The sequence below is a fragment of the Priestia sp. FSL W8-0524 genome (genome assembly GCF_038005965.1).
GTDB lineage: Bacteria > Bacillota > Bacilli > Bacillales > Bacillaceae_H > Priestia > Priestia zanthoxyli.
Genome location: NZ_JBBOUG010000001.1, coordinates 884,905 through 907,138 on the forward strand (window position 1 = coordinate 884,905; position 22,234 = coordinate 907,138).

Consider the following 22,234-nt stretch of genomic DNA (forward strand, 5'->3'; position numbering starts at 1 on the left):
GAAAGTTTCGCTTTTAGAAATAAATTTCATTTAAAAAAAGGCTAGACAAATAAATAGAATGCGAATATGATGAGTGTATACAAAATCATCAGAAATGTATACAAAAAATATTTTAACGTATACATTATTTTTTAAAACGTATTTGAAAACGTATACAACAAGGGGAGGAAACGAAAATGACAAAACGCGTTGGATTTATTGGACTTGGAATTATGGGAAAACCGATGACGCTCAATTTATTAAAAGCAGGCTTTGAGGTAACGGTTTACGATATTAATAAAGCAGCAGTAGAAGAAGTGAAAGCAGCAGGAGGATTTGGAGCAGAAAGTCTTGCTGAAGTTGCAGTGAACAGCGACGTGATGATCACGATGCTTCCGGCTTCACATCATGTAAAAAGCGTAGTGCTTGGAGAAGAAGGGTTAATTCATAGCGCAAAAGAAGGAAGCGTTATCATCGATATGAGCTCCATTTCACCGGTAGCATCAAAAGAAATTGCCGCTGAACTTGCACAAAAAGGAATTCACATGCTAGACGCTCCGGTTAGCGGCGGAGAGCCAAAAGCAATTGACGGCACGCTTGCGATTATGGTCGGGGGAAATGAGCATATCTTTGAAAGCGTTTCACCTATTCTTCATGCGATGGGAGCAGAAATAACGCTTGTTGGAGACAACGGAAGCGGCGTAACGGCTAAGCTTGCGAACCAAGTGATTGTGAACTTAAACATTGCAGCAATGTCTGAAGCGCTTGTACTAGCAGCCAAAGCAGGCATTGACGTTGAAAAAATGTATCAAGCGATTCGCAGCGGATTAGCAGGAAGCGCTGTATTAGATGCAAAAGTACCGCTTATTTTAGACCGCAACTTTGTAGCAGGAGGACGCATTGATATTAACTTAAAAGATATGACAAACGTGATGGAAACGGCTCATGACATTGGCGTACCGCTTCCGCTTTCAAGTCAGCTTGTGGAAATTTTCCACGCGTTAAAAGTAGACGGAAAAGCAAGCGATGATCACGGCGGAATTGTGCAGTACTATGAAAAATTAGCAAACGTTGAAGTGAAAAAGAAGGTGGAAGCATGATTAAACAAGATGAAAAACGTCTTGTAAGCGACGTGTTTAAAGACATTCCAGCGGTCGATGAAGTACTTGTGCAAAAAATGCTCGACGAAGAGCTTCTTACGTTTAATCAAAAAATCATTGTCCTAGATGATGATCCAACGGGTGTTCAAACGGTTAACGGTATTTCCGTGTACACAGACTGGAGCAAAGACAGCATCAAGCAAGGGTTTTTAGAAGAAAATTCAATGTTTTTTATTCTAACAAATTCACGCGGATTTACCGCTTCTGAAACGGAAAAAGCCCACGCGGACATTGCCGCTGTTATTACAGAGGTAGCGGCTGAAGTAGATAAAGAGTTTTTAATTATCAGCAGAGGTGATTCCACTCTTCGCGGTCACTACCCGTTAGAAACAGAAGTATTAAAGAAAACCGTTGAACAGCACTCGAATCAAGTCCTCGACGGCGAAGTGATTTTTCCTTTCTTTAAAGAAGGCGGACGATTCACAGTTGATAACATTCACTACGTGCAAGATGAAGACTACTTAGTGCCGGCAGGAGAAACGGAATTTGCAAAAGACCGTACGTTTGGCTACAGTAAGTCTCATTTAGGCGAGTGGGTAGAAGAAAAGTCAGAAGGAAAATTCAAAGCAAGTCATACGACGTATATTTTGCTCGGGAGCATTCGCGCACTTGATTTAGTGACGATCACAAATCAGCTAATGGAAGTGAAAGACTTTAACAAAGTAGTTGTGAACGCAGTGGATTATGTAGACGTAAAAGTTGTGACGATTGCACTTCTTCGTGCGATGAAGCTTGGAAAGCACTTTATGTATCGAAGCGCTGCGGCTTTAACAAAAGTAATGGGCGGCGTGAGCGACAAAGACCTTTTAACAAAAGAAGAGCTCATTAAAGAGAAGTCGTCAAACGGCGGATTAATTATGGTTGGTTCACACGTTAAAAAAACAACGGAGCAGTTAGAAGAATTAAAGAAATGCAGCTTCATTGAATTTATTGAATTTGACTGTCATCTTGTCTTAGAACCTGAAAAGTTTGAAGAAGAAGTGAATCGTATTATCAATGAAGCAGAAAAGCTTATTTCTAAAGGTCAAACGGTGGCTGTGTATACAAGACGCGAGCGCTTAGATCTTGGTGAAGGAAAAAAAGAAGAGGAGCTTAAACTATCGGTGAAAATTTCAGATGCAGTGACAAGCATTGTTCGCCGCTTAAACGTTCGTCCAAACTTTATAGTCGCAAAAGGCGGCATTACATCAAGTGATATTGGTGTAAACGGATTGTCCGTAAAGCGCGCGACGGTTGCTGGACAAATCAAGCCGGGCATTCCGGTATGGGTAACGGGAGAGGAAAGCAAGTTTCCAGGCATTGCGTATATCATTTTCCCTGGAAACGTCGGAGCCAAAACAACGCTTCGTGAAACGGTTGAGTTATTAAGTAAATAAGCAGAAGTGAACGTACAAGGTGCGTTCACTTTAGAAAATGTTTGAAAGCGTATACATTATTTGGATGTACGTGCATGAAAAATGGTCACACTAAGGGGATGAACATATGAATTCAGTATTCGGATTAAGTCATGAAGCAAGTCTTTTGCTGTATGCGATTGTATCGATTGTCGGACTAATCTTTTTAATTGCTAAGTTTAAAACAAATCCGTTCGTAGCACTAATTGTTGCGGCTTTGTTTATGGGTCTTATTTCAGGAATGAAGCTGCCTGATATCGTAACGGCTTTCCAAGAAGGAGTAGCGAGCGTATTAGGATTTATCGCGATTGTTCTTGGTCTTGGAACGATGTTAGGTAAAATGATGGCAGAGTCAGGCGGAGCCGAGCGTATTGCCCGCACGTTAATTAAAATATTCGGTGAAAAGAACGTACACTGGGCAATGATGGTTGTAGCCGTTATTTGTGGTATTCCAGTCTTTTTCCAAGTTGGTGTTGTATTATTAATTCCACTTGTGTTTGTAATTGCCAAGCATACGGGTACGTCACTTATTAAAATTGGTTTATCATTAATTGCCGGCTTAGCCGTTGTTCACAGTTTAGTACCCCCGCATCCGGCAGCGATGCTAGCGGTGGATATCTTCAAAGCAGATTTAGGTAAAACGATTTTGTATTCATTAGTTGTGGCTTTCCCAGCTGCAGCAGTGGCAGGTCCTATTTACGGATCGTTCATTTCACGTCGTGTTCACGTAGAGCCAACGGGTGAAATTATGGAGCAGTTCACAGAGTCGAAGCATAAAGATCTTCCTGGTTTCGGCATTACGTTATTCACCATTTTACTTCCAGTACTATTAATGCTTTTAGCAACGATCACTGGGTTTGTTTATCCAGAAACAAGTACGATTCGCTATGTAACAAACTTTATCGGAAGTCCAATCGTTGCGCTGTTAATTTCGCTAGTGTTTGCTTTTTATTCGTTCGGTTTTGCAAGAGGGTACAACAAAGACGATTTATTAAAATTCACAAACGAATGTCTTGGACCCGTTGCTTCAATCATTCTAATCATTGGTGCAGGCGGCGGTTTTAATAAAATTTTAACAGCAAGCGGTGTAGGTGACGCGATCGCGGGATTTGCTCAAGATGCACATCTTTCTCCTATCGTGCTAGCGTTTGTAATTGCAGGGTTAATTCGTGCAGCAGTTGGTTCAGCAACAGTAGCAATGACAACAGCAGCAGGTATTGTCGCACCGATTGCAGCAACCATGCCAAACGTAAGCCCAGAGCTGCTAGTACTGGCAACAGGCGCAGGTTCTGTAATGCTATCGCACGTAAATGATTCTGGCTTCTGGTTAATCAAAGAATTCTTCAACATGTCAGTGGCTCAAACGTTAAAAACGTGGACAGTGATGGAAACGATTCTATCATTTGCGGCGTTTGCAATGGTTCTTATTTTAGACATTTTTATTTAAAAGAAAAGCGCTGGCTTCAGCGCTTTTTTCTTTGGATTTGAAATATATTCAAAATATTTCAAATAATGAGAAAAAAAGACTAGATTTTTCCCGTTTCGATAGTATAGAATAGTTATAAAGTAGCAAAGGGGGTAGATGTATGACAAATGATGAAAAGTATCAAATTGGTTTGACGACAAAAGCATTAATTCCAGTGAATGATCCTGTGCACCGAACGAAGGTGCTAGATGAAGCAGGAGAATACATGCTAAGTAAGACGTGTAAGCAATTATTAGAAGAAGCGTGCATTCGAGAATTAAGTACGTTTAAAGGGTCTATTGCCGCCGTTCGAAAAATGTTTCCGTACAAACAGCTTACGCCGCTTGTTATTAATCGTTCACAAGCCATCATTGCATTTCCGACATCTTCGCCAAATGACTATGGCTGCGCTTGGATTTTTGCCTCTCATGTTCATACTTCACACACGCTTGCTACAGTTGATCCAACCTCCATGCTAATTCACTTTAAAGATGGAACGTTCATTCCAGTTAAGCTTTCTTATTATAGTTTAGAAAAAAAGCTGGCCAGAGCAGCTGTTATTCGTAATTATTGTTTAGAAAGTCCGGTTGTCTTGGCATAATGCGTTCGATTTATCGAATAAACTTGTCCTACATATGAACAATCGTTTGGACTACACATATGAACCGAAGGAGGAAGCTTATCATAAGCTTCCTCCTTTTCTTACTCTTGAAGAAGCGAGGCCTTTAGCTTTTTGCGAGCTGCTTTTCCCCAGTTTTTAACGGCTCCCGTGGAGACTCCGTATTTGTAGGCAATATCTTTATAAGAGTAGCCTTCTAGCAGATGTTCGAGTACATAGATTTTTTCTCTTCCCGTTAAGTGTTCGATATGCTGCTTGATGATTTCACTTTCTAGCGGAACGGGAAGAGCGGGATCTTCGTTCAGTGAAAGCAGGTTTTGCTCAGCCGGTGTTTCACGTTCTTCGTATAAAATGGTGCCTTTTAAATGAGAAAGGATCGTACCGCGCACGGTTGTGTAGGCATAAGCAGAAAAAGATCCTTTGCTTTCGTCAAATTTTTGATACGCTCTCCACAAACCAATTAACGCAATTTGATAATATTCGTCGTAGTCTTTGTAAATGTGAAATTTTTTAATCATCGACACAATTAATGGATGAAAAGATGAAGCAATTTGATCAAACGAGCTTTTTTGCATGTAGCAGTCCTTTTTCAAAAACGCGTTTTTGCTGTATTCCGCCGGTATCTCTACTGTACAAGGAGAAGATCACATGCGCGAATGAGCATACATTATGTTTTCTTTTTAAGAAACGTGACGTAATTTCCCCGGAAACTTCACGTTTCGCTAGGAAATATGCGAAGTATACGTGTATTTGTAGAGATTTTACGTACGAAAGGTCCCCCATTCCAATTTCTACTAATCTATACTATTTATATATCGATGTAGCAACTCTACCATCACGGAAGAGCGGTGATGGTAGAGTTGCTAGACCTAAGCGGCAGTCACCCTCCCTTGCGGGTTTGTGCCTGCCGCATAGGTGAACCTTTTTGGGCAAATTCAGTGAAGTATTTTTGTGGTTGTCCTTTTGTGTTTTCTATTGAATGTAAGTTGGGTGGGCAGAATATAGTTGGTTTTTAAAAAGTGGGTAAAGGGGAGATTGAATGAAGGCGATGGTTGGGGTAAATGTGGCGGCGGCTGTTTTGTGCGGGGCGGTGATGTATGCGGGGACGCAGCACTGGCAGGATCAAAATGAAGCGCAGGCAAGTGAAGTAAAAGCTGCTGTTGTACATAAAGAAAAACAGTTTTCCGATGTATCTGCTTATACAAAAAATCTTCCAGACTTTATTACAAAACAAATTGAGTCATCTATCGCAAATAAAAAGCCTCTGACTCTTGTGCTTGCCACATCCGCGAAGGAAGCAGGGTGGCCTCAACAGTTAAAAAAAGAGCTAGCAGCTACATATGGAAGTGATGTATTTACGGTTAAAACCCTTTCATACGGCAGCCAAACAACGGATGAGCTTTTATCCTCACATATTGCCGATCAAATTAATCAACTTCAGCCAAACATTATTCTGTTTGAAGCACCTCTTAAAAATGATTATCAGCACCTTACGCTAGATGAGACGCTTGAAAATACAGACAAGCTGATTCATCAGCTTAAAGACTTGAAAAAAACCCTTATGATTCAGCCGTCACAGCCATATATTTCACAAACGGAGTCCTATGAAGAAGGGGTAGAAGCAATCAGGGGAGTCTCTGAAGCAAACTGGGTATATTATATGAATCACTCGCTCATTTGGCCGTTTCATTTAGGAGAGTATATAAATAAAGATAGCGGTAATTTAACGAAAAAAGGAAATGAAGTGTGGGGAGAGTATGTTGTGAATTGGTTTACAGGAGAATAAAAGACAAGCTCTATTTCTTTTGAAATAGAGCTTGTCTTTTATAATTTTATTAGATTATGACTTTTCCTCGTTTTATAGTAATAATTTTGTTTATTTCTACACTTATAAAGCTTAACGCCAAAAATCTCTAAAGGAGTCCAAAATTTCTTAACGTTTATGAGTGGCATTCTGATTCTCCGTTCTGTTCTTTATAAAGGTATATATATTTCATTATAAAGAATAAGAGAGTGATAGTAAATACTATAAAGAACGGTTTGTTTAAAAAATTCTTTATAAAGAATTTTTGAGATTTTTATTTTTGACTTATCACATTTAGAAGTGATTTTTATCATAGCTCAGGTTATTTATTCTTGCTAAGTTAATGTTGTGAAAAACATCACAAAATAAAATGAAAAGGATGATCCAAATTAAAACGTAATTAGAGCACTTATTTTTTTTGCTTGCTGTTAAAGCAATGAAATCGCATACATACCATAATAGTGTTAGATAACCTAACACATAAGTTGAACGATTCAGAAAATTCATATATCTTAAATATATCTTTAAAGATGCATAGAAAATATATCTTTGAAACAAGCAGGTATAGATGCCAGGGGAGGAATGGAAGATGCAAAAAAAGAAACTCGTATTGATTGGAAATGGAATGGCTGGAGTTCGAGCGATTGAAGAAGTATTGAAGGTTTCAAGCGAAGCGTTTGAAATTACGATTTTCGGAAGCGAGCCGCATCCGAACTATAATCGTATTTTACTGTCAAAAGTGCTGCAAGGAGATACGAATGTTGAAGACATTACGTTAAACGATTGGAACTGGTATCAAGAAAACAATATTACATTGTATACGGGCGAAACGGTTACTAGTATCGATTCAGTAAAAAAAGAAGTAGCGACAAACAGCGGCAGAGTAGAATCATATGATGAATTAATTTTAGCAACGGGCTCTCTTCCTTTTATTCTTCCGATTCCAGGGTCTGATAAAAAAGGAGTTACGGCTTTTCGAGATATAAAAGACACGGATGAAATGCTGCAGGCTTCTCAGCAGTATAAAAAAGCAGCGGTTATTGGAGGCGGACTGCTTGGATTAGAAGCGGCGCGCGGGCTGTTAAATCTAGGGATGGATGTATCTGTGATTCATTTAGCTCCGTATTTAATGGAACGTCAGCTCGATCCAACAGCCGGCAAATTGCTTCAAAACGAATTAGAAAAACAAGGCATGAAGTTTTTGCTTGAAAAACAAACGGCGGAAATCGTCGGCGATGAGCGAGTTGAAGGATTATCTTTTAAAGACGGGACGTTTTTAGACGCTGATTTAGTCGTGATGGCCGTTGGAATTAAGCCAAATGTCCAGCTTGCAAAAGAAGCGGGACTTGACGTAAACCGAGGAATTGTTGTGAATGACTATATGCAAACGGATATTCCAAACATCTACGCGGTTGGAGAATGTGCAGAGCATAGAGGAATGGTATACGGATTAGTGGCACCTTTGTATGAACAAGGAAAAGCATTAGCAAAAGCAATTTGCGGGGCAGAAAAAGTGCCTTATGAAGGATCGGTTTTATCAACGCAGCTAAAAGTATCAGGTGTTGAAGTGTTCTCGGCAGGAGACTTCACGGAAGATGAAGAGAAAAAAGCAATCAAAGTGTTCGATGAACAAGACGGCATTTATAAAAAGCTTGTTTTGCGAGGCAATCAAATCGTAGGAGCCGTTCTTTTTGGAGACAGCAGCGACGGAAATCGACTGTTTTCAATGATTCAAAAGCAAGAAGATGTATCTGATGTAGCAAAAGTGTCGATTTTACAGCCATCTGGCGGTAACGCGGGTGAAAGCTTAGTAGCAAGCATGAGCGCGGATGATATTATTTGCGGCTGTAACGGCGTCACAAAAGGTACGATTGTGGAAGCTATCCAAAAACAAGGATGCTCATCGGTTGATGAAATCAAAGCTTGTACAAGTGCCTCTCGTTCTTGTGGCGGATGTAAACCGCTTGTAGCGGAAGTGCTTCAGCATACGCTTGGCGCTGACTTTGACGCAGCGGCTCAAAAAGAAGCGATTTGCGGCTGTACGACTCTTTCACGAGATGAAGTTGTCGAAGAAATCAAAGCAAAAGGACTTTCGCATACGCGTGAAGTGATGAATGTACTTGAATGGAACAATGAAGAAGGCTGTTCGAAATGCCGTCCGGCGCTAAACTATTATTTAGGTATGGTGAATCCAACCGGATACGTTGATGAACGAGAATCACGATTTGTGAATGAACGCATGCACGCCAATATTCAAAAAGACGGCACGTATTCTGTTGTTCCTCGCATGTACGGAGGCGTCACAAACGCAGAAGATTTACGAAAAATTGCAGATGTTGTTGATAAATATGAAATTCCGCTCGTAAAAGTGACGGGTGGTCAGCGTCTTGATTTGTTTGGTGTTAAAAAAGAAGATTTGCCTAGCGTATGGGAAGAGTTAGATATGCCTTCTGGCTACGCGTACGGTAAGTCGCTGCGAACGGTGAAAACATGCGTCGGCGAACAGTTTTGCCGTTTTGGCACGCAGGATTCAATGAGCGTTGGAATTGCGCTTGAGAAAAAATTTGAAGGATTATGGACGCCTCATAAAGTGAAAATGGCTGTATCTGCTTGTCCAAGAAGCTGTGCTGAGTCAGGTATTAAAGATATTGGCTTCATTGGAATTGACGGCGGCTGGGAAATTTACGTGGGCGGAAATGGAGGTACGCATCTTCGCGGCGGAGATTTGTTGTATAAAGTAAAAACAGACGAAGAATTGATGGACATCACAGGAGCTTATTTACAGTATTACCGAGAAACGGCTAATTACTTAGAGCGTACGTCTGCATGGATTGAGCGCATGGGACTTTCGCACATTCAGTCCGTGCTTGATGACGCGGAGACAAGAAGAGAGCTGAATATGCGTATGGACGAAGCGTTATCTACGTACCGTGATCCTTGGAAAGAAATCGTCGAAAGCAAAAAAACGAAAAAAGAGCTGTTTGAAACAGTTGTCACATCATAATGCTGGGGGGAAATAAAGATGGTGAATAAAAACATTACAAAAGTATGCGTAGGGTCTATTCATGATTTTCCGGTAAGCCTGGGTAAAACAGTGAAAGCAAACGGAAAAGAAATTGCGGTGTTTAAGCTATCAAGCGGAAAAATCCGGGCAATTGAAAATCGCTGCCCGCATAAAGGTGGGGTACTAAGTGAAGGGATCGTGAGCGGCGACTCGGTGTTCTGTCCGATGCACGACTGGAAAATTTGCTTGCATGACGGAAACGTGCAAGACCCTGACAGTGGCTGTGTAGACGCGTACGAAGCGTCTGTTGAAGGAGATTTACTATATCTTTTAATTGAAGAATAAGTACCGTGGCGCGTTGACTTTCAACGCGCCACAAAAATTCAAGGGGACACACTAAAAGGAGCGAAGCAAAAATGAGAACAGGAAAAGTGTACATTGTAGGAGCCGGACCAGGAGATCCAGATTTGCTAACGATAAAAGCAGCCAAATGTTTAGAAAAAGCAGACGTTATTTTATATGACCGATTAGTGAACCCTGTTCTTCTTCAGTATGCAAAAGAAGGAACGGAACTCGTCTACTGCGGGAAAAAGCCCGGTGATCACTGCGTTTCTCAAGAGGATATTCATGATTTACTTGTATTCTACGCAAGAAAAGGAAATATCGTCGTGCGGTTAAAAGGCGGAGATCCGTTTATTTTCGGAAGAGGCGGGGAAGAAGCAGAAGTGCTCGTTCAAAATGGAATTCCATTTGAAGTCGTTCCAGGTATTACAGCAGGCATCGCGGCACCGGCCTATGCTGGAATTCCTGTGACCCATCGTGAGCTGAGCCGTTCGTTTGCTGTTGTGACGGGACACTGCTTGAGCGGCAAGCCGGAAAGTATTCGCTGGGAGCATTTAGCAAAAGGAGTTGATACGCTTGCGATTTATATGGGCGTTAAAAACTTACCGTATATTTGCCGTCAGCTTTTAGACGCGGGAAAAAGCGCAGGTACGCCGGTCGCTCTTATTGAGCAAGGGACGTCGCTTTATCAGCGCACGGTTACAGGCACTCTTGGTACAATCGTAGATACGGCTACTGAACAGCAAGTGAGTAATCCCGCGATGATTGTGATTGGTGAAGTGGTGAAGCAAGCTTCTGCTCTTTCTTGGTTTTTGGAAAAAACAGAAGAAAAAGTATGCGTCTAAGATGAATAAAAGGAGGAAGCGCTTTTGCTTAAGAATTCACTGCAGTTAATGAATGAGTTAGCCCGTGAAAAAACGAAGCTTGTGAATGATCATTTGCCGAGTTATTTGCTTTTAGCCGTGCTAGCGGGTGCTTACGTAGGACTTGGCGTTATATTAGCTCTATCGGTAGGAGGGCCTTTAGCTTCTGCTTCTTTACCGGTCGTTTCTCTTGTGATGGGGTTATCATTTGCTGTTGCTCTCCTGCTTGTTGTATTTGCAGGAGCTGAATTGTTTACGGGGAATCATATGGTTTATACGGTCAGTAGGCTATCAGGAGTCACCACATGGAAAGATACGTTCAAAAACTGGACGTGGTGTTTTATCGGAAATGCGATAGGAGCGTTTGGGCTTTGTTTGTTAATTACCGGAACCGGTTTGTTTAAAGGAATTGAACCGAACCATTTACTCATGACGCTGGCAGCTAAAAAAATGAATTTGCCGGTTAGTGAATTGTTTTTTCGCGGCATCCTTTGTAACTGGCTTGTTTGTCTTGCGATTTGGACGGCTTCGCGCACTAAAAGCGATGCGGCAAAAATCATGCTTATTTTTTGGATGCTGTTTGCATTTGTTGCTTCAGGATACGAGCACAGCGTGGCAAATATGACGTTTCTTGGCCTGGCTTTACTGCTTCCGCATCCAGATACGATTTCGGCTGCTGGACTATTTCATAATTTAATTCCTGTTACGCTCGGAAATATCATAGGGGGAGGAGTGTTTGTAGGAAGCCTCTACTGGTTTGTGAACGCTAGGCAGCTAAAAGAAGCTAAAAAGCAGCCGGCTTCTCTCTCAGCTGACTTGGATTCTGCTAAACTGTCTAAATAGCAAAAAAACCGCTCTTTGTACCATATAGTCTGCTTTTAAAGCTATCATCACGGTATTTTAGAGCGGTTTTCTTCTATATAATATAAACTGCTTAAAGCGTATTCACATCTATACGTATCGAACAAGCAGTATTCTTCTTCATTTTATAGAAACAGGAAGTCTGTGAGAATTGAATCCGGACAGATTCTGTTGAAATGAATGTGTGAGGGTGCAGATATCATCGAAGAGGCAGAGGGCATCTTAGAATTTTAATGTTGTTTGGCATTTTATGCTCTTTTTGAGCATCTTTAAAGCAGTTGTACATTGCTTTGCTGCCTAAATGATTAGCGGAGTGAATCGTGATTCGATCGGCATATAAATGGTGTTTTACCATAAAATGCACGAGCATTAGTCCATTCCGTGTCTTGCTGAGTAAATCGTGATCGAGTGACAAATGTTCAACCTCGAATGATCTTAGCAGATCAATACATTCGTCAATCGTTTCGGCTAAAACATGACCGTCAGGGCACTTGCGATAGTCGTCTAGAAAAACATTGATTTTCATGACTGATTCTCCCTTCCTTGCCTTGTATTTAGTGTAACATACATAATGTCATATACCTACCTAAGTCTATTCGACACGTTTTAAGCTATTCCTTCTTAAATAGGGGTAAAAACACGAATTTTTATCATTATTTGCATATTCACGGCGAATAAACAGGAAATAAGGAAAGAGATGTCGAACGAAAAATCAATAGAGAGACAGTTTAAACTGGAAATTAACTTTTTTTATTCTGTGATCTTTGTTTAACAAGGTCATTTAAATCCCAGATTTGACAAGGGATGGAAAAGGTTTAATGAATAAAAGATTGTGAGAAAAAAACGATAATTTGCGATTTTTTTAAAATAAATTGGAAATTTCTCTTTACGAAAAAGATGTTTGGGACGTATAATTTGATTTAAGGATTTTTTGGAACATAGTATGACAATATGACAAAAAAGAAAAGTAAGGTGAATAGAATGGGTAAGTTATTTAGTATCGGTGAAGTATTAATTGATATGATTCCAGCTCAAAAGGGTCTTCAATTGAAAGAAGTGGAATCGTTTACGCGTGTGCCAGGCGGAGCGCCGGCAAACGTTGCAGCAGTTGTTGCTACATACGGTAATGAGTCAGCGCTTATTACAAAAGTTGGAGAAGATGCGTTTGGAGACTTTCTAGTAGATACGCTTCGTGAAGTAGGAGTAGGTACTGATATGGTCTATCGTACAGAAGAAGCAAACACAGCCTTAGCTTTCGTTTCCCTGCGTGAAGACGGAGAAAGAGATTTCAGCTTCTATCGTAATCCTTCAGCAGATTTATTGTTAACGGAAGACGAAATTAACCCTGATTGGTTTGCAAGCAACGATCTTCTTCATTTCTGTTCGGTTGATTTAGTTAAAAGTCCTATGAAATACGCTCATATGAAAGCGATTAAAAGCATGAAAGAAAAAGGCGGAGTTATCAGCTTTGATCCAAATGTACGTCTTCCACTGTGGAAAGACCATGAGCTATGCCGTCAAACGATTTTAGAATTTATTCCTCAAGCGCACATTGTCAAAATTTCAGACGACGAGCTAGCGTTTATCACAGGCATTGAAGATGAACAGCAAGCGATTCAGTCTCTATTTACAGGTGACGTTCAAGTAGTGGTGTTCACAAAAGGTGCAGAAGGCGCAACGCTTTATACAAAAGAAGCTGTCTATGAATCAAACGGTTACAAAGTAGCGGTTGTTGATACAACAGGTGCAGGAGATGCGTTTATTGGCGGATTCCTTTATCAGCTATTAAGCCGCGATGTGTCACAAGAAAACTTAACGGCTATTCTTGACTCTGACCACGACGCTATTTTGCGCTTTGCAAATGCAAGCGGTGCCTTAACGACAACTGGAAAAGGTGCGATCAGTTCAATTCCAGCTAAAGAAGTAGTAGAGCAATTTTGTAAGCCTGTAGCTAACTAAAATGAAAAGGCTTTATCTCTTCTTATTTTCAATCAGCAGAGGCGTCCGTTTCTGCTGATTGCAGATTACATAAGAGGGAGAAGCAGGCTGCGGAGCAAGAAGAAAAAAATTTTTTCTGTTTTTAAAAAATAATCAAAAAAATTTCTAGCTAAACAATAAATGTTCGTGTTAGTATAATACGAGCAGCAAAAAGTAGCAGTTTTACCACTATTTATGAAAACGTTATATATTTTTATCGATGTAGAAAATTTGATAGGATCAAAGAGCGATCCTATTAAATTTTCTAGACCTTTTGGGGAATATTCAAGGGAGTATAAGTGCTTGGCTCTTTGCCCTTAATGAGAGAAAAGCAACAGGTCGTTACATACGATGTACATAGATTAGAAATAGGAAAGTAGGTTAAGAGAAAGATGGATATTTTGCTAGGTGTTCTTCCTTCCGTTGCGTGGGGAAGCATGATTTTAGTTAGTATGAAGATGGGCGGTGGACCTTACAGTCAAACGCTTGGAACAATTATTGGAGCTTTGATTCTTTCATTTGTTCAGTTTATGATTGTTCAGCCGGTGTTAACACCAACTCTTGTTATTGTCGGAATTGTTTCAGGTTTGTTCTGGTCAGTAGGTCAAAGCAATCAGTTTAAAAGTGTTCCATACCTTGGCGTTTCAAAGTCAATGCCGATTTCAACGGGTATGCAATTAGTATCAACAGCTCTTTTTGGTGTTATTGTATTTAAAGAATGGTCAACGCTTCAAACGATTGTGCTTGGATCTATTGCGATTCTTTTAATACTAGCAGGCGTTGTGCTTTCTTCATTAGACGGTAAAAAAGAAGGAGCACAAGGGACTCCAGGACAAACGAAAAAAGGAGTTATCACTCTTATCATTTCAAGTCTTGGATTCTTAGTTTACGTAGTTATCGCACGTATTTTCAACGTAGACGCATGGGCAGCACTATTCCCGCAAGCAATTGGTATGTTAATTGGCGGTTTAATCATTACATACAAACATAAGCCATTTAACAAATATACGATTCGTAATATCTTACCAGGTCTAATCTGGGCATCTGGAAACATGTTCTTATTCTTATCTCAATCAAGACTAGGCGTAGCAACAAGCTTTTCATTATCGCAAATGGGTATCGTTATTTCAATTTTTGGCGGTATTGTCTTCTTGGGAGAAAAGAAAACAAAGCGTCAATTATTTTATGTATCTCTTGCGAGTGTGCTGATTATTTCAGGCGGTATTTGTATCGGCCTCGCAAAAGCCCACGCTTAATATATCGATGTAGAAAAACCCCCATGGCTAGAGTGCAGCCATGGGGGTTTTTCTAGACCTAAGGTTTTGAGGCACCCCTTGCGGGGTAGCCTCAAAACCTTAGTTAAAGTCAAATTCAAAGTCAAATCCATAGTGCTCTTGGAGATTTCCAAGCTGTACGTTTGTGTGAGTGTTTCTCGTTCTTAAGTATGATTGTTTTTCATTCTTTGTTAGGAAGCTGTTTGGTGTGAAATGGCTTATAGTAGTAGGAAAGGATGGGGGAGAGGCTATGATTAAGAGTATTTATGAGACGCATGTACAGGTTCGGAGTTTGGAGGATTCGATTGAGTTTTATAGACATCTTGGGCTGACGTTTGTTCATAAAATTGAAGAGCGGCGCTGTGCTTTTTTCTTTGTTGGGGAACAAAAGCAAATGCTTGGTCTTTGGGAAACAGACGAAAAAGAGTTGAAAAGAAGTCACTTTGCTTTTGGAATTGAAGCCGCAGATATTCATGAAGCGTTAACGTGGCTGCGTTCAAAAGGTATTGAACCGGAAGAAACGTCGTTTGGAAAGCCGCAAACAGAGCCGATTGTTCATACGTGGATGCCAGCGGCGTGCGTGTATTTTAATGACCCTGACGGCAACGGCTTGGAGTTGATTACGCTTTTGAATGATAAGCCCGTTATATCTAAGGATTTTCCTTATTTAAGTGAATGGAACAAAGAGACTGGAACGAAATTATTTTAGCTCAAGTGAAAAACGAACCATTGATCAAAGTGTTTGATTAGCGGTTCGTTTTTTTTGTTATGGTTAACGTAGGTTTGGTCTGTTTTGTTCCTTCTAGCAGTTGATTGGAGTCATTTCGTTATGTCTCCATCTTTTTATGTATCATAAACGTACAATTGACATATTTATAAACATATAATATATTTGTTTATAAATTAATAAACAAAATAGAAAGGTGTCTATTTATATGGTAAACGATTTGTTTTGGGAATCATCTTTTGAAGAGATGAAAAAAGGATACGGGGAAAGCGAAGATCACTACCACTGCTTACTGTGCGGTGAAAGCATTGAAAAAGGCATTATTTATCCGGTGGAAGGAGTTTTTTATGAAGCAAAACGCTATATGAAGCTTCATGTGGAACAGCAGCACGGGTCTGTGTTTCATCATTTAATAGGGCTAGATAAAGAAGTAACGGGTCTTTCTGATCATCAAAAAAATTTAGTGAAGTTTTTTAAAGAAGGAAAAAGTGATAGTGATATTCAAAAAGAAATGGGAATCGGCAGTTCATCCACCATTCGGAATCACCGCTTTACCTTAAAGAAAAAAGAGCGTCAGGCAAAAGTGTTTTTAACGCTGATGGAACTGTTAAACGACGGGGAAGAAGAGAAGGCGGTACCCGTAACAAATACGGCGCCTAGAAGAAGTCAGCGCTACAGCGTCAGTGATGAAGAGCGTGAAAAAATTTTAGCGAAGAATTTTCCTCAAGGTTTAAACGGACCGCTTCGTACTTTTCATTTGCAAGAAAAACACCGTCTTGTTGTTCTTGAAGAATTAAGCGGGCATTTTGAGTTTGGCGCAACGTATACCGAAAAAGAAGTAAATGATAGGTTAACACCTTTTTATGACGATTATGCGGTGCTGCGACGCTATTTAATTGAGTACGGTTTCTTAGAGCGCAGCGCAGACGGAAGCAGCTACTGGAGAAAAGGAGAGACAGAGATGAGTATGGACTCAAAAGACTACAAAAAACAAATGAAGCAGCTAGCGAAAGAAGTAAAAACAGAAGGCGGCGTGTATCAAATTAAAAACCTTCACAACGATAAGATTTATATTGGCTCTACGCCTAACATCAAAACGTTAAACGGCGTAAAGTTCACGTTAAAGACGAACACTCATCAAAATAAAGAGCTTCAAGATGAGTGGAATACGTATGGTGCGGATGCTTTTTCAATTGAGATGCTGGAAACGATTAAAAGAGAAGAAGAAAAAGCACTTTCAAAAAAGGATTTGCTAAAACTAGAAGCGAAATGGTTAGAGAAGCTGCAGCCTTACGGCGAAAAAGGCTATCATTCGCCGAAAGCTGATACAAAGGAGAAATAGGTGTGAAGAATCAAGATGTGAAAAGTGAAGTAGTGGAATCAGAAAAATCCGTCAGTAAGCTGATGCTTGTGTTTTTGATTCCGCTCATGTTAAGTAATGCCATGCAGTCCGTTGGTCAGCTGGCGGGAAGTATTATTGTCGGAAGAGCGCTTGGCGTTGATGCGTTAGCCGCTATTTCCGCGTTTTTTCCTCTGTTTTTTCTGCTCGTGTCGTTTTCGATTGGAATTGGGTCAGGAAGTTCCATTTTAATCGGGCAAGCGTACGGGGCACAAAATGAAAAACGAGTGAAAGAAATTATCGGTACCACGCTCACGTTTACCTTTTTAGTCGGAATTGTGCTTGCTGTTTTGGGAAGCATATTTGCCCCGGAGATTCTTCGGATTATGGGAACGCCGGCTAATATTATTGACGTAACGGTTCACTATGCGCGCATTTTGTTTGTGGCGATTCCTGTTTTGTTTTTATACTTTGTTTATACGACGTTTATGCGCGGAACCGGAGACTCTAAAACGCCTTTTTACTTTTTAGTTGTGAGTACGGTCTTAAACCTCATTTTTCTTCCGATTTTAATTTTTGGATGGATCGGAGTGCCGAAGCTTGGCGTGTACGGCGCTGCGTACGCAACGGTGTTTTCAACCGTATTAACGTTCATTATTATGATTGTTTATTTACGCAAGAAAAATCATCCGCTAAAGTTTGATTCCTCTATTTCATTAAAAATGGACGGAACGCTGTTAAAGCTGCTTATGCGTTTAGGGATTCCCGCGAGTATCAATATGATTTTAGTTTCTCTTTCTGAAATTGCGGTTATTACGTTCGTAAACGGATTTGGCTCAGACGCTACAGCAGCGTACGGAGCAGTGAACCAAGTAGCAAGCTATGTACAAATGCCGGCAATCAGCTTAGGAATTGCGGTTTCTATTTTTGCCGCGCAGTCGATTGGTGCCAATAAATTTGAGCGTTTAAAAGAAGTGATTCGCTCTGGAATTATGCTGAATTACGTCATTGGCAGCGTATTGATTTTACTTATTTATCTCTTTTCTAATCAAATTTTAGCACTGTTTTTAACAAGTCAGCATACGCTCCATATTGCCGAAGAGCTGTTAGTGATAACGCTTTGGAGCTATTTGATTTTCGGTCATGCGCAAATTATTACTGCTACGATGCGAGCAAGCGGTACAGTGCTTTGGCCTACGGTATTTAGCATTATGGCGATTTGGTGTGTGGAAGTACCCGTAGCCTACGTGTTATCGCAGTTCACGTCTCTTGAAATCAAAGGGATTTGGATTGGATATCCAGCGGCGTTTGTTGTCAGCTTAATCCTGCAGTACAGCTATTATCAATTTGTATGGAAGAAAAAGAAAATTGAACGTCTTGTCGGATAAAAAACGAGCGGAAACGCTCGTTTTTTATTTTTTCTAATTAAAACACCCTTAGCAAAGAGTTTTAATAGGATAGTGCATATAACTTTTTAATGAAAAGAGGGTATGACACTATGAGTAAATCTGGATTTGTACCGGATAATTCAAATATCAAAAAAAGCTCAGGAACGCCTAATCTGTCAGTGAACTATAAGCAAAATGTCCTGTTCAAACGAAACGACCAAAATATAGCGTATCAACTAACCTCAACTCAGCTGCCGGCAATGCTCGGAGGTGCTTTTGTTGATTTATATATGACGAAAGGGCATATGAGAGAACCGCACTGGCATCCAAATGCGTGGGAATTAGATGTCGTCGTTTCAGGTGAAGTGCAGGTGTCTATCTTGGACCCTGATACAAGCAGCATGCACAATTATCGAATAAAAGAAGGCGAAGTTGTTTTTATACCGATGGGCTGGTGGCATTGGATCGAACCGCTATCGGAAGAAGCGCATCTGCATCTCTTTTTTAACAATGATCAATTTGAGTCTACAGAAGGATCCGACGTGCTGCGTTTAACCCCTCCGATCGTGTTTCAAAAAGCATACGGAGTAAGCGCAAATGAAGTAGCAGAAGCCGTCGCTCCGATTACCGATACGGTTGTGATTGGACCGCCTGACAATAAGAAATTTTATGAGATGAATCAAGTAAGTGAGTATAAAAGAAATGGAAGTGAGGAGCAGATCATCGTCAAAATTAATGAGAAGATACTGCCTTCTGAAGAAGAGCAAGACGTGTAAGGGTTTTTTTAATGAGTTTAACGGAAATTCTGCCTTACCTCTATACCTTTTTTCCCTCCGAGCCAAATCAAATGGCTCAAGAAATCAAGTAAACAAACCTATGATTTATCATAGGTAAGAAACATCACGATTATGGTATCTTCGAGTAATCTCCTATATGACTAGGTTTGACTATGCATATAATAAGCAAACCTAGTTTACTTAACCAGAATTACCAGTAGTTAATTTGGTTAAAATTCTATAAAACTAGCGTTTTGAGGAACTTTTTCAACATCAAAAATTCTCTGTGAAAGGTATACGCTTAGGTATATTTACATGTTTTTAAGTTAGTAGATAATTTGTCCAAGAGCTTGTCAACACCCTACATATACTAGTATTGGTAATTAAATATCTAGTAGGAGTGGAGTATAGTATATGGGATCAACACACCTAACAGGGCGAGTAATCTTTAAGGGTGACCCTGGTTATAAAGAGGCAGTTAAGAACTGGAACCCTTATGTTGATGTCTTTCCTCTTGTCTTTGTTTTTGCACAAAATTCGTATGATGTTAGTAATGCTATTAAATGGGCTCGTGAGAATAATGTACCACTGCGCGTCAGAAGTGGTCGTCACGCTCTCGATAAGAACCTTTCAGTAGTGAATGGTGGACTTGTTATTGATGTGAGCGACATGAATAAAGTTCACTTAGATAAAAAAAATGCAATTGCTGTTGTTCAAACAGGAGTGCACGTAGGCCCGCTTGTAAAAGGTTTGGCTCGTGAAGGTTTTATGGCGCCGTTTGGGGATAGCCCAACTGTTGGAATCGGAGGAATTACGATGGGAGGAGGATTTGGCGTACTCTCACGGTCGATTGGCCTTATAAGCGATAACCTTGTCGGTTTGAAAATGGTAGATGCACATGGCAAAATTATTGAAGCGAATAAATCTTGCAATGAAGATTTATTTTGGGCATCTAGAGGTGGTGGAGGCGGTAACTTTGGATATAATACTCAATACGCGTTTCAAGTTCGCCGTGCACCTAAAACCGCAACAGTTTTTAACATTATTTGGCCATGGGAACAGCTAGAAGCAGTATTTAAAACGTGGCAGAATTGGGCACCGTTTGTAGACTCACGACTAGGATGCATCCTCGAGATTTTCAGCAAAGTCAACGGCTTGTGTCATGCAGAAGGTATCTTTTTGGGTTCAAAAAAGGAGCTAATTCAATTATTAGAGCCTTTAACAAATACAGGTACTCCATCACAAATCGTGATAGAAACATTACCTTATCCAGACGCTATAGATTTCTTAGACCCTGACGAACCAATCCCTGGTAGATCTGATCAAAGTGTTAAATTTTCCTCATCATGGGGACTTGATTTATGGCCGGAAGAGCCTATTTCAATCATGAAGAAATTCTTGGAAGAAGCTCCCGGTACAGAGTCCAACTTCTTTTTTATAAATTGGGGCGGTGCGATAAGTAAAGTACCAAGCCACAAAACAGCCTTTTTCTGGCGCAGCCCCTTGTTTTATACTGAATGGACTGCTAGTTGGGAAAAGAAATCCGAAGAAGCTGCTAGCCTTGCATCAGTTGAAAAAGTACGTCAGATGATGAAGCCTTATGTAACAGGTTCATATGTTAATGTTCCTGACCAAAATATTGAAAATTTCGGAAAAGCTTATTATGGATCAAACTTTTCAAGGCTTCGAGAGGTAAAGGCGAAATATGATCCGGAAAATTTATTTCGTTTTCCGCAAAGCATACCGCCATCATCATGCTGAAACTTTTAGTCATTAAATAAGATCTCTTAGGCTTGGAACTGACCTTTGATTGGTAAGCGGCATCTATCAATCGAAGGTCAGTTTTTATATAGAAAAATCACATTCTCTATAAGCTAGCAAAAATCAAAAAGGATTTAATTATGCATCTACATATAACTCATACGCAATAACCGCAGGAATCAATCTCCTGCGGTTATAAAAACAGCTCGCTGCGTTCTAAGTGCTTATACAGCCGGGTTGTGACTTGTTTTTGATTCCATTCGTTTTGCGGAAACTGCTGCTTGTCTACGTGTGCAACGGCCGGCTTGTAGGTTTTTTGAATCCGTTTGATATCATTAAAGGTTGCATTGGTTTCAATGTGATCAGCGAGCGTAAATACAAGAGAATGCAGCTTTGTAACATTGGGAATCGTAGCAGCTTGACTGAAAATAGCTTTCGCTACGGACAGCTGTCTTTCATGCGCAGTAAAGACGTCTTGTTCATTACGCTCTTTTAAAAAAACAAGTGCTTCTTTTCCGTTAAGGCGAATCGATCCTTTTGGAAAAACAATGTTGCTGTGTTCAAAAGCACGTTTGTTTGTGACGATAATGCCGCCTAATTTATCTACAGCATCGACGACTGACTGCTGATCCATTTTGACATAATAATCAACAGGAAGCTTTGCATATGTTTCGACTTTCTTTACAACAGCATTCATATTTCCTTGGTGATAAATGGTGCGCAGTGTTTCGTTGCCGAGCTGAGTTGACCCTGGCAAGTGGGTCATTTTTATTGATTCATGCTGCTTATTAACAGTCATATATACAAATGACGTATTTTGATGGTTTTCTTGAATTAAAAGCAAGGAAAACGGTTGTCCTTTTTTTAGATTGACGTGTGTTTTGTTACCATGCTCAAGCGGTACATACGTTTGATCAACGGCAGCTTTCACCGTATGATAGCCTGCAAATGTGATGCAGACAAAACTGACGAGTAAAAATAGTACGAGACCGCCAATCCATTCTTTTTTTGCTTTACTGCTCATCGTCTCACCTTTTTTCTATCGAAGTCGTTCGTAGTATTGCCATCTTAAAAGGGGAGTAAAACAACTGAGCGCTATTTTTCTTGCGTATCTCGTTTTTTCTTGGCGTAGGTTTTGAGTTCTGTAATTAAAATTGCTTGTTCTTCCACATCGTTAAACGCTTCAATGCCATAAAGGTATTCGGTGTGCCGTTTTTCTTTCCACACGCAAAGTCCGGTAATATGGATCGGTTTTTCATTTAAATAAAAGCTGATTTTTAGCTGGATTTGATGATTGAAAATAGGTAAATCAAGCGGCGTAATTATTTTGATTCCTTTTGGTGAAAGGTCGATAACAGACAAAGGACCGGGCTTAGAATCGATTTCTTTGTTGTCGTATTTAGCAATGGAAAACGTTCCAACAATGGGAGTCTCAAATAAAAAGCGAAACGGTTCTTCACGTTTAAAATGCATGTATCATCAGTCCTTTTCGTAATCTAAG

At 40.2% G+C, this 22,234-nt stretch carries 20 protein-coding genes; 16 read left to right on the forward strand and 4 right to left on the reverse strand.

Features of this window, described 5'->3' with window-relative positions:
- Positions 1 to 176 precede the first annotated feature (176 nt).
- The 4 genes from garR to NST66_RS04385 all read left to right on the forward strand — a co-directional run bounded on the left by garR (position 177) and on the right by NST66_RS04385 (position 4,599).
- Positions 177 to 1,079: a 2-hydroxy-3-oxopropionate reductase gene (garR, locus tag NST66_RS04370; RefSeq protein WP_340843136.1), complete on the forward strand. Its 903-nt coding sequence runs from the start codon at positions 177 to 179 to the stop codon at positions 1,077 to 1,079.
- A complete protein-coding gene (locus NST66_RS04375; protein WP_340843137.1) occupies positions 1,076 to 2,515 on the forward strand; it encodes a four-carbon acid sugar kinase family protein in 1,440 nt (479 codons plus the stop codon). The genes garR and NST66_RS04375 overlap by 4 nt, the downstream gene beginning before the upstream one ends.
- A 106-nt stretch (positions 2,516 to 2,621) precedes the next feature.
- Complete coding sequence (locus tag NST66_RS04380) at positions 2,622 to 3,980, forward strand: GntT/GntP/DsdX family permease (RefSeq protein WP_340843138.1); 1,359 nt, start codon at positions 2,622 to 2,624, stop codon at positions 3,978 to 3,980.
- Between the two features lie 139 nt (positions 3,981 to 4,119).
- The gene (locus NST66_RS04385; RefSeq protein WP_098627383.1) at positions 4,120 to 4,599 is read left to right on the forward strand and encodes a competence protein ComK; all 480 of its coding nucleotides are present in this window, start codon (positions 4,120 to 4,122) and stop codon (positions 4,597 to 4,599) included.
- A gap of 101 nt (positions 4,600 to 4,700) precedes the next feature.
- Here the strand turns inward: NST66_RS04385 and NST66_RS04390 are convergent, their stop codons facing one another.
- Positions 4,701 to 5,192 carry a sigma-70 family RNA polymerase sigma factor gene (locus tag NST66_RS04390; protein WP_098433576.1) on the reverse strand — a complete coding sequence of 164 codons (492 nt, stop codon included), beginning with the start codon at positions 5,190 to 5,192 and terminating at the stop codon, positions 4,701 to 4,703.
- 464 nt (positions 5,193 to 5,656) lie between these two features.
- Between NST66_RS04390 and NST66_RS04395 the strand changes: the two genes are divergently transcribed.
- From NST66_RS04395 to NST66_RS04415, 5 genes are all read left to right on the forward strand, one after another.
- Positions 5,657 to 6,403, forward strand: coding sequence for an SGNH/GDSL hydrolase family protein (locus NST66_RS04395; protein ID WP_340843139.1), 747 nt, complete (start codon positions 5,657 to 5,659; stop codon positions 6,401 to 6,403).
- A 607-nt stretch (positions 6,404 to 7,010) separates the two neighbouring features.
- Positions 7,011 to 9,425 (forward strand): nitrite reductase large subunit NirB, encoded by a 2,415-nt coding sequence (gene nirB / locus NST66_RS04400; protein WP_340843140.1) that lies wholly within the window; start codon positions 7,011 to 7,013, stop codon positions 9,423 to 9,425.
- 18 nt (positions 9,426 to 9,443) lie between these two features.
- Positions 9,444 to 9,770 carry a nitrite reductase small subunit NirD gene (gene nirD / locus NST66_RS04405; RefSeq protein ID WP_340843141.1) on the forward strand — a complete coding sequence of 109 codons (327 nt, stop codon included), beginning with the start codon at positions 9,444 to 9,446 and terminating at the stop codon, positions 9,768 to 9,770.
- A 71-nt stretch (positions 9,771 to 9,841) separates the two neighbouring features.
- On the forward strand, positions 9,842 to 10,612 hold the full coding sequence (gene cobA, locus NST66_RS04410) for a uroporphyrinogen-III C-methyltransferase (protein WP_340843142.1): 771 nt from the start codon (positions 9,842 to 9,844) through the stop codon (positions 10,610 to 10,612).
- Between the two features lie 24 nt (positions 10,613 to 10,636).
- A complete protein-coding gene (locus tag NST66_RS04415; RefSeq protein WP_340843143.1) occupies positions 10,637 to 11,473 on the forward strand; it encodes a formate/nitrite transporter family protein in 837 nt (278 codons plus the stop codon).
- Positions 11,474 to 11,690: 217 nt separating this feature from the next.
- Here NST66_RS04415 and NST66_RS04420 read toward each other — a convergent pair whose 3' ends face one another.
- On the reverse strand, positions 11,691 to 12,017 hold the full coding sequence (locus NST66_RS04420; protein WP_340843144.1) for a cyclic-phosphate processing receiver domain-containing protein: 327 nt from the start codon (positions 12,015 to 12,017) through the stop codon (positions 11,691 to 11,693).
- Positions 12,018 to 12,472: 455 nt separating this feature from the next.
- Between NST66_RS04420 and NST66_RS04425 the strand changes: the two genes are divergently transcribed.
- The 7 genes from NST66_RS04425 to NST66_RS04455 all read left to right on the forward strand — a co-directional run bounded on the left by NST66_RS04425 (position 12,473) and on the right by NST66_RS04455 (position 20,733).
- Positions 12,473 to 13,450, forward strand: coding sequence for a carbohydrate kinase family protein (locus NST66_RS04425; RefSeq protein WP_340843145.1), 978 nt, complete (start codon positions 12,473 to 12,475; stop codon positions 13,448 to 13,450).
- Between the two features lie 410 nt (positions 13,451 to 13,860).
- Positions 13,861 to 14,724: a GRP family sugar transporter gene (locus NST66_RS04430; RefSeq protein WP_014461163.1), complete on the forward strand. Its 864-nt coding sequence runs from the start codon at positions 13,861 to 13,863 to the stop codon at positions 14,722 to 14,724.
- Positions 14,725 to 14,992: 268 nt separating this feature from the next.
- Positions 14,993 to 15,451, forward strand: coding sequence for a VOC family protein (locus NST66_RS04435; protein WP_340843146.1), 459 nt, complete (start codon positions 14,993 to 14,995; stop codon positions 15,449 to 15,451).
- A 226-nt stretch (positions 15,452 to 15,677) separates the two neighbouring features.
- Entirely contained in the window at positions 15,678 to 16,811 is a 1,134-nt protein-coding gene (locus NST66_RS04440; protein ID WP_340843147.1) for a DUF2087 domain-containing protein, read from the forward strand.
- 62 nt (positions 16,812 to 16,873) lie between these two features.
- Positions 16,874 to 18,196, forward strand: coding sequence for an MATE family efflux transporter (locus NST66_RS04445; RefSeq protein WP_340843755.1), 1,323 nt, complete (start codon positions 16,874 to 16,876; stop codon positions 18,194 to 18,196).
- A 110-nt stretch (positions 18,197 to 18,306) separates the two neighbouring features.
- A complete protein-coding gene (locus NST66_RS04450) occupies positions 18,307 to 18,972 on the forward strand; it encodes a cupin domain-containing protein (RefSeq protein WP_340843149.1) in 666 nt (221 codons plus the stop codon).
- 414 nt (positions 18,973 to 19,386) lie between these two features.
- On the forward strand, positions 19,387 to 20,733 hold the full coding sequence (locus tag NST66_RS04455) for an FAD-binding oxidoreductase (protein ID WP_034270467.1): 1,347 nt from the start codon (positions 19,387 to 19,389) through the stop codon (positions 20,731 to 20,733).
- A gap of 193 nt (positions 20,734 to 20,926) precedes the next feature.
- Here NST66_RS04455 and NST66_RS04460 read toward each other — a convergent pair whose 3' ends face one another.
- Together NST66_RS04460 and NST66_RS04465 are read right to left on the reverse strand one after the other, a co-directional pair.
- Positions 20,927 to 21,757, reverse strand: a complete 831-nt coding sequence (locus NST66_RS04460; RefSeq protein WP_340843150.1) for an LCP family glycopolymer transferase — start codon at positions 21,755 to 21,757, stop codon at positions 20,927 to 20,929.
- A gap of 71 nt (positions 21,758 to 21,828) precedes the next feature.
- Complete coding sequence (locus tag NST66_RS04465; protein WP_063247608.1) at positions 21,829 to 22,206, reverse strand: PilZ domain-containing protein; 378 nt, start codon at positions 22,204 to 22,206, stop codon at positions 21,829 to 21,831.
- Positions 22,207 to 22,234: the final 28 nt, after the last annotated feature.

Excerpts from the sequence above, each read along its gene's own strand:
- garR (WP_340843136.1), top strand. The coding sequence starts at position 177 with ATGACAAAACGCGTTGGATTTATTGGACTTGGAATTATGGGAAAACCG.
- NST66_RS04375 (WP_340843137.1), top strand. The coding sequence starts at position 1,076 with ATGATTAAACAAGATGAAAAACGTCTTGTAAGCGACGTGTTTAAAGAC.
- NST66_RS04380 (WP_340843138.1), top strand. The coding sequence starts at position 2,622 with ATGAATTCAGTATTCGGATTAAGTCATGAAGCAAGTCTTTTGCTGTAT.
- NST66_RS04385 (WP_098627383.1), top strand. The coding sequence starts at position 4,120 with ATGACAAATGATGAAAAGTATCAAATTGGTTTGACGACAAAAGCATTA.
- NST66_RS04390 (WP_098433576.1), bottom strand. The coding sequence starts at position 5,192 with ATGCAAAAAAGCTCGTTTGATCAAATTGCTTCATCTTTTCATCCATTA.
- NST66_RS04395 (WP_340843139.1), top strand. The coding sequence starts at position 5,657 with ATGAAGGCGATGGTTGGGGTAAATGTGGCGGCGGCTGTTTTGTGCGGG.
- nirB (WP_340843140.1), top strand. The coding sequence starts at position 7,011 with ATGCAAAAAAAGAAACTCGTATTGATTGGAAATGGAATGGCTGGAGTT.
- nirD (WP_340843141.1), top strand. The coding sequence starts at position 9,444 with ATGGTGAATAAAAACATTACAAAAGTATGCGTAGGGTCTATTCATGAT.
- cobA (WP_340843142.1), top strand. The coding sequence starts at position 9,842 with ATGAGAACAGGAAAAGTGTACATTGTAGGAGCCGGACCAGGAGATCCA.
- NST66_RS04420 (WP_340843144.1), bottom strand. The coding sequence starts at position 12,017 with ATGAAAATCAATGTTTTTCTAGACGACTATCGCAAGTGCCCTGACGGT.
- NST66_RS04425 (WP_340843145.1), top strand. The coding sequence starts at position 12,473 with ATGGGTAAGTTATTTAGTATCGGTGAAGTATTAATTGATATGATTCCA.
- NST66_RS04430 (WP_014461163.1), top strand. The coding sequence starts at position 13,861 with ATGGATATTTTGCTAGGTGTTCTTCCTTCCGTTGCGTGGGGAAGCATG.
- NST66_RS04435 (WP_340843146.1), top strand. The coding sequence starts at position 14,993 with ATGATTAAGAGTATTTATGAGACGCATGTACAGGTTCGGAGTTTGGAG.
- NST66_RS04440 (WP_340843147.1), top strand. The coding sequence starts at position 15,678 with ATGGTAAACGATTTGTTTTGGGAATCATCTTTTGAAGAGATGAAAAAA.
- NST66_RS04445 (WP_340843755.1), top strand. The coding sequence starts at position 16,874 with ATGCTTGTGTTTTTGATTCCGCTCATGTTAAGTAATGCCATGCAGTCC.
- NST66_RS04450 (WP_340843149.1), top strand. The coding sequence starts at position 18,307 with ATGAGTAAATCTGGATTTGTACCGGATAATTCAAATATCAAAAAAAGC.
- NST66_RS04455 (WP_034270467.1), top strand. The coding sequence starts at position 19,387 with ATGGGATCAACACACCTAACAGGGCGAGTAATCTTTAAGGGTGACCCT.
- NST66_RS04460 (WP_340843150.1), bottom strand. The coding sequence starts at position 21,757 with ATGAGCAGTAAAGCAAAAAAAGAATGGATTGGCGGTCTCGTACTATTT.
- NST66_RS04465 (WP_063247608.1), bottom strand. The coding sequence starts at position 22,206 with ATGCATTTTAAACGTGAAGAACCGTTTCGCTTTTTATTTGAGACTCCC.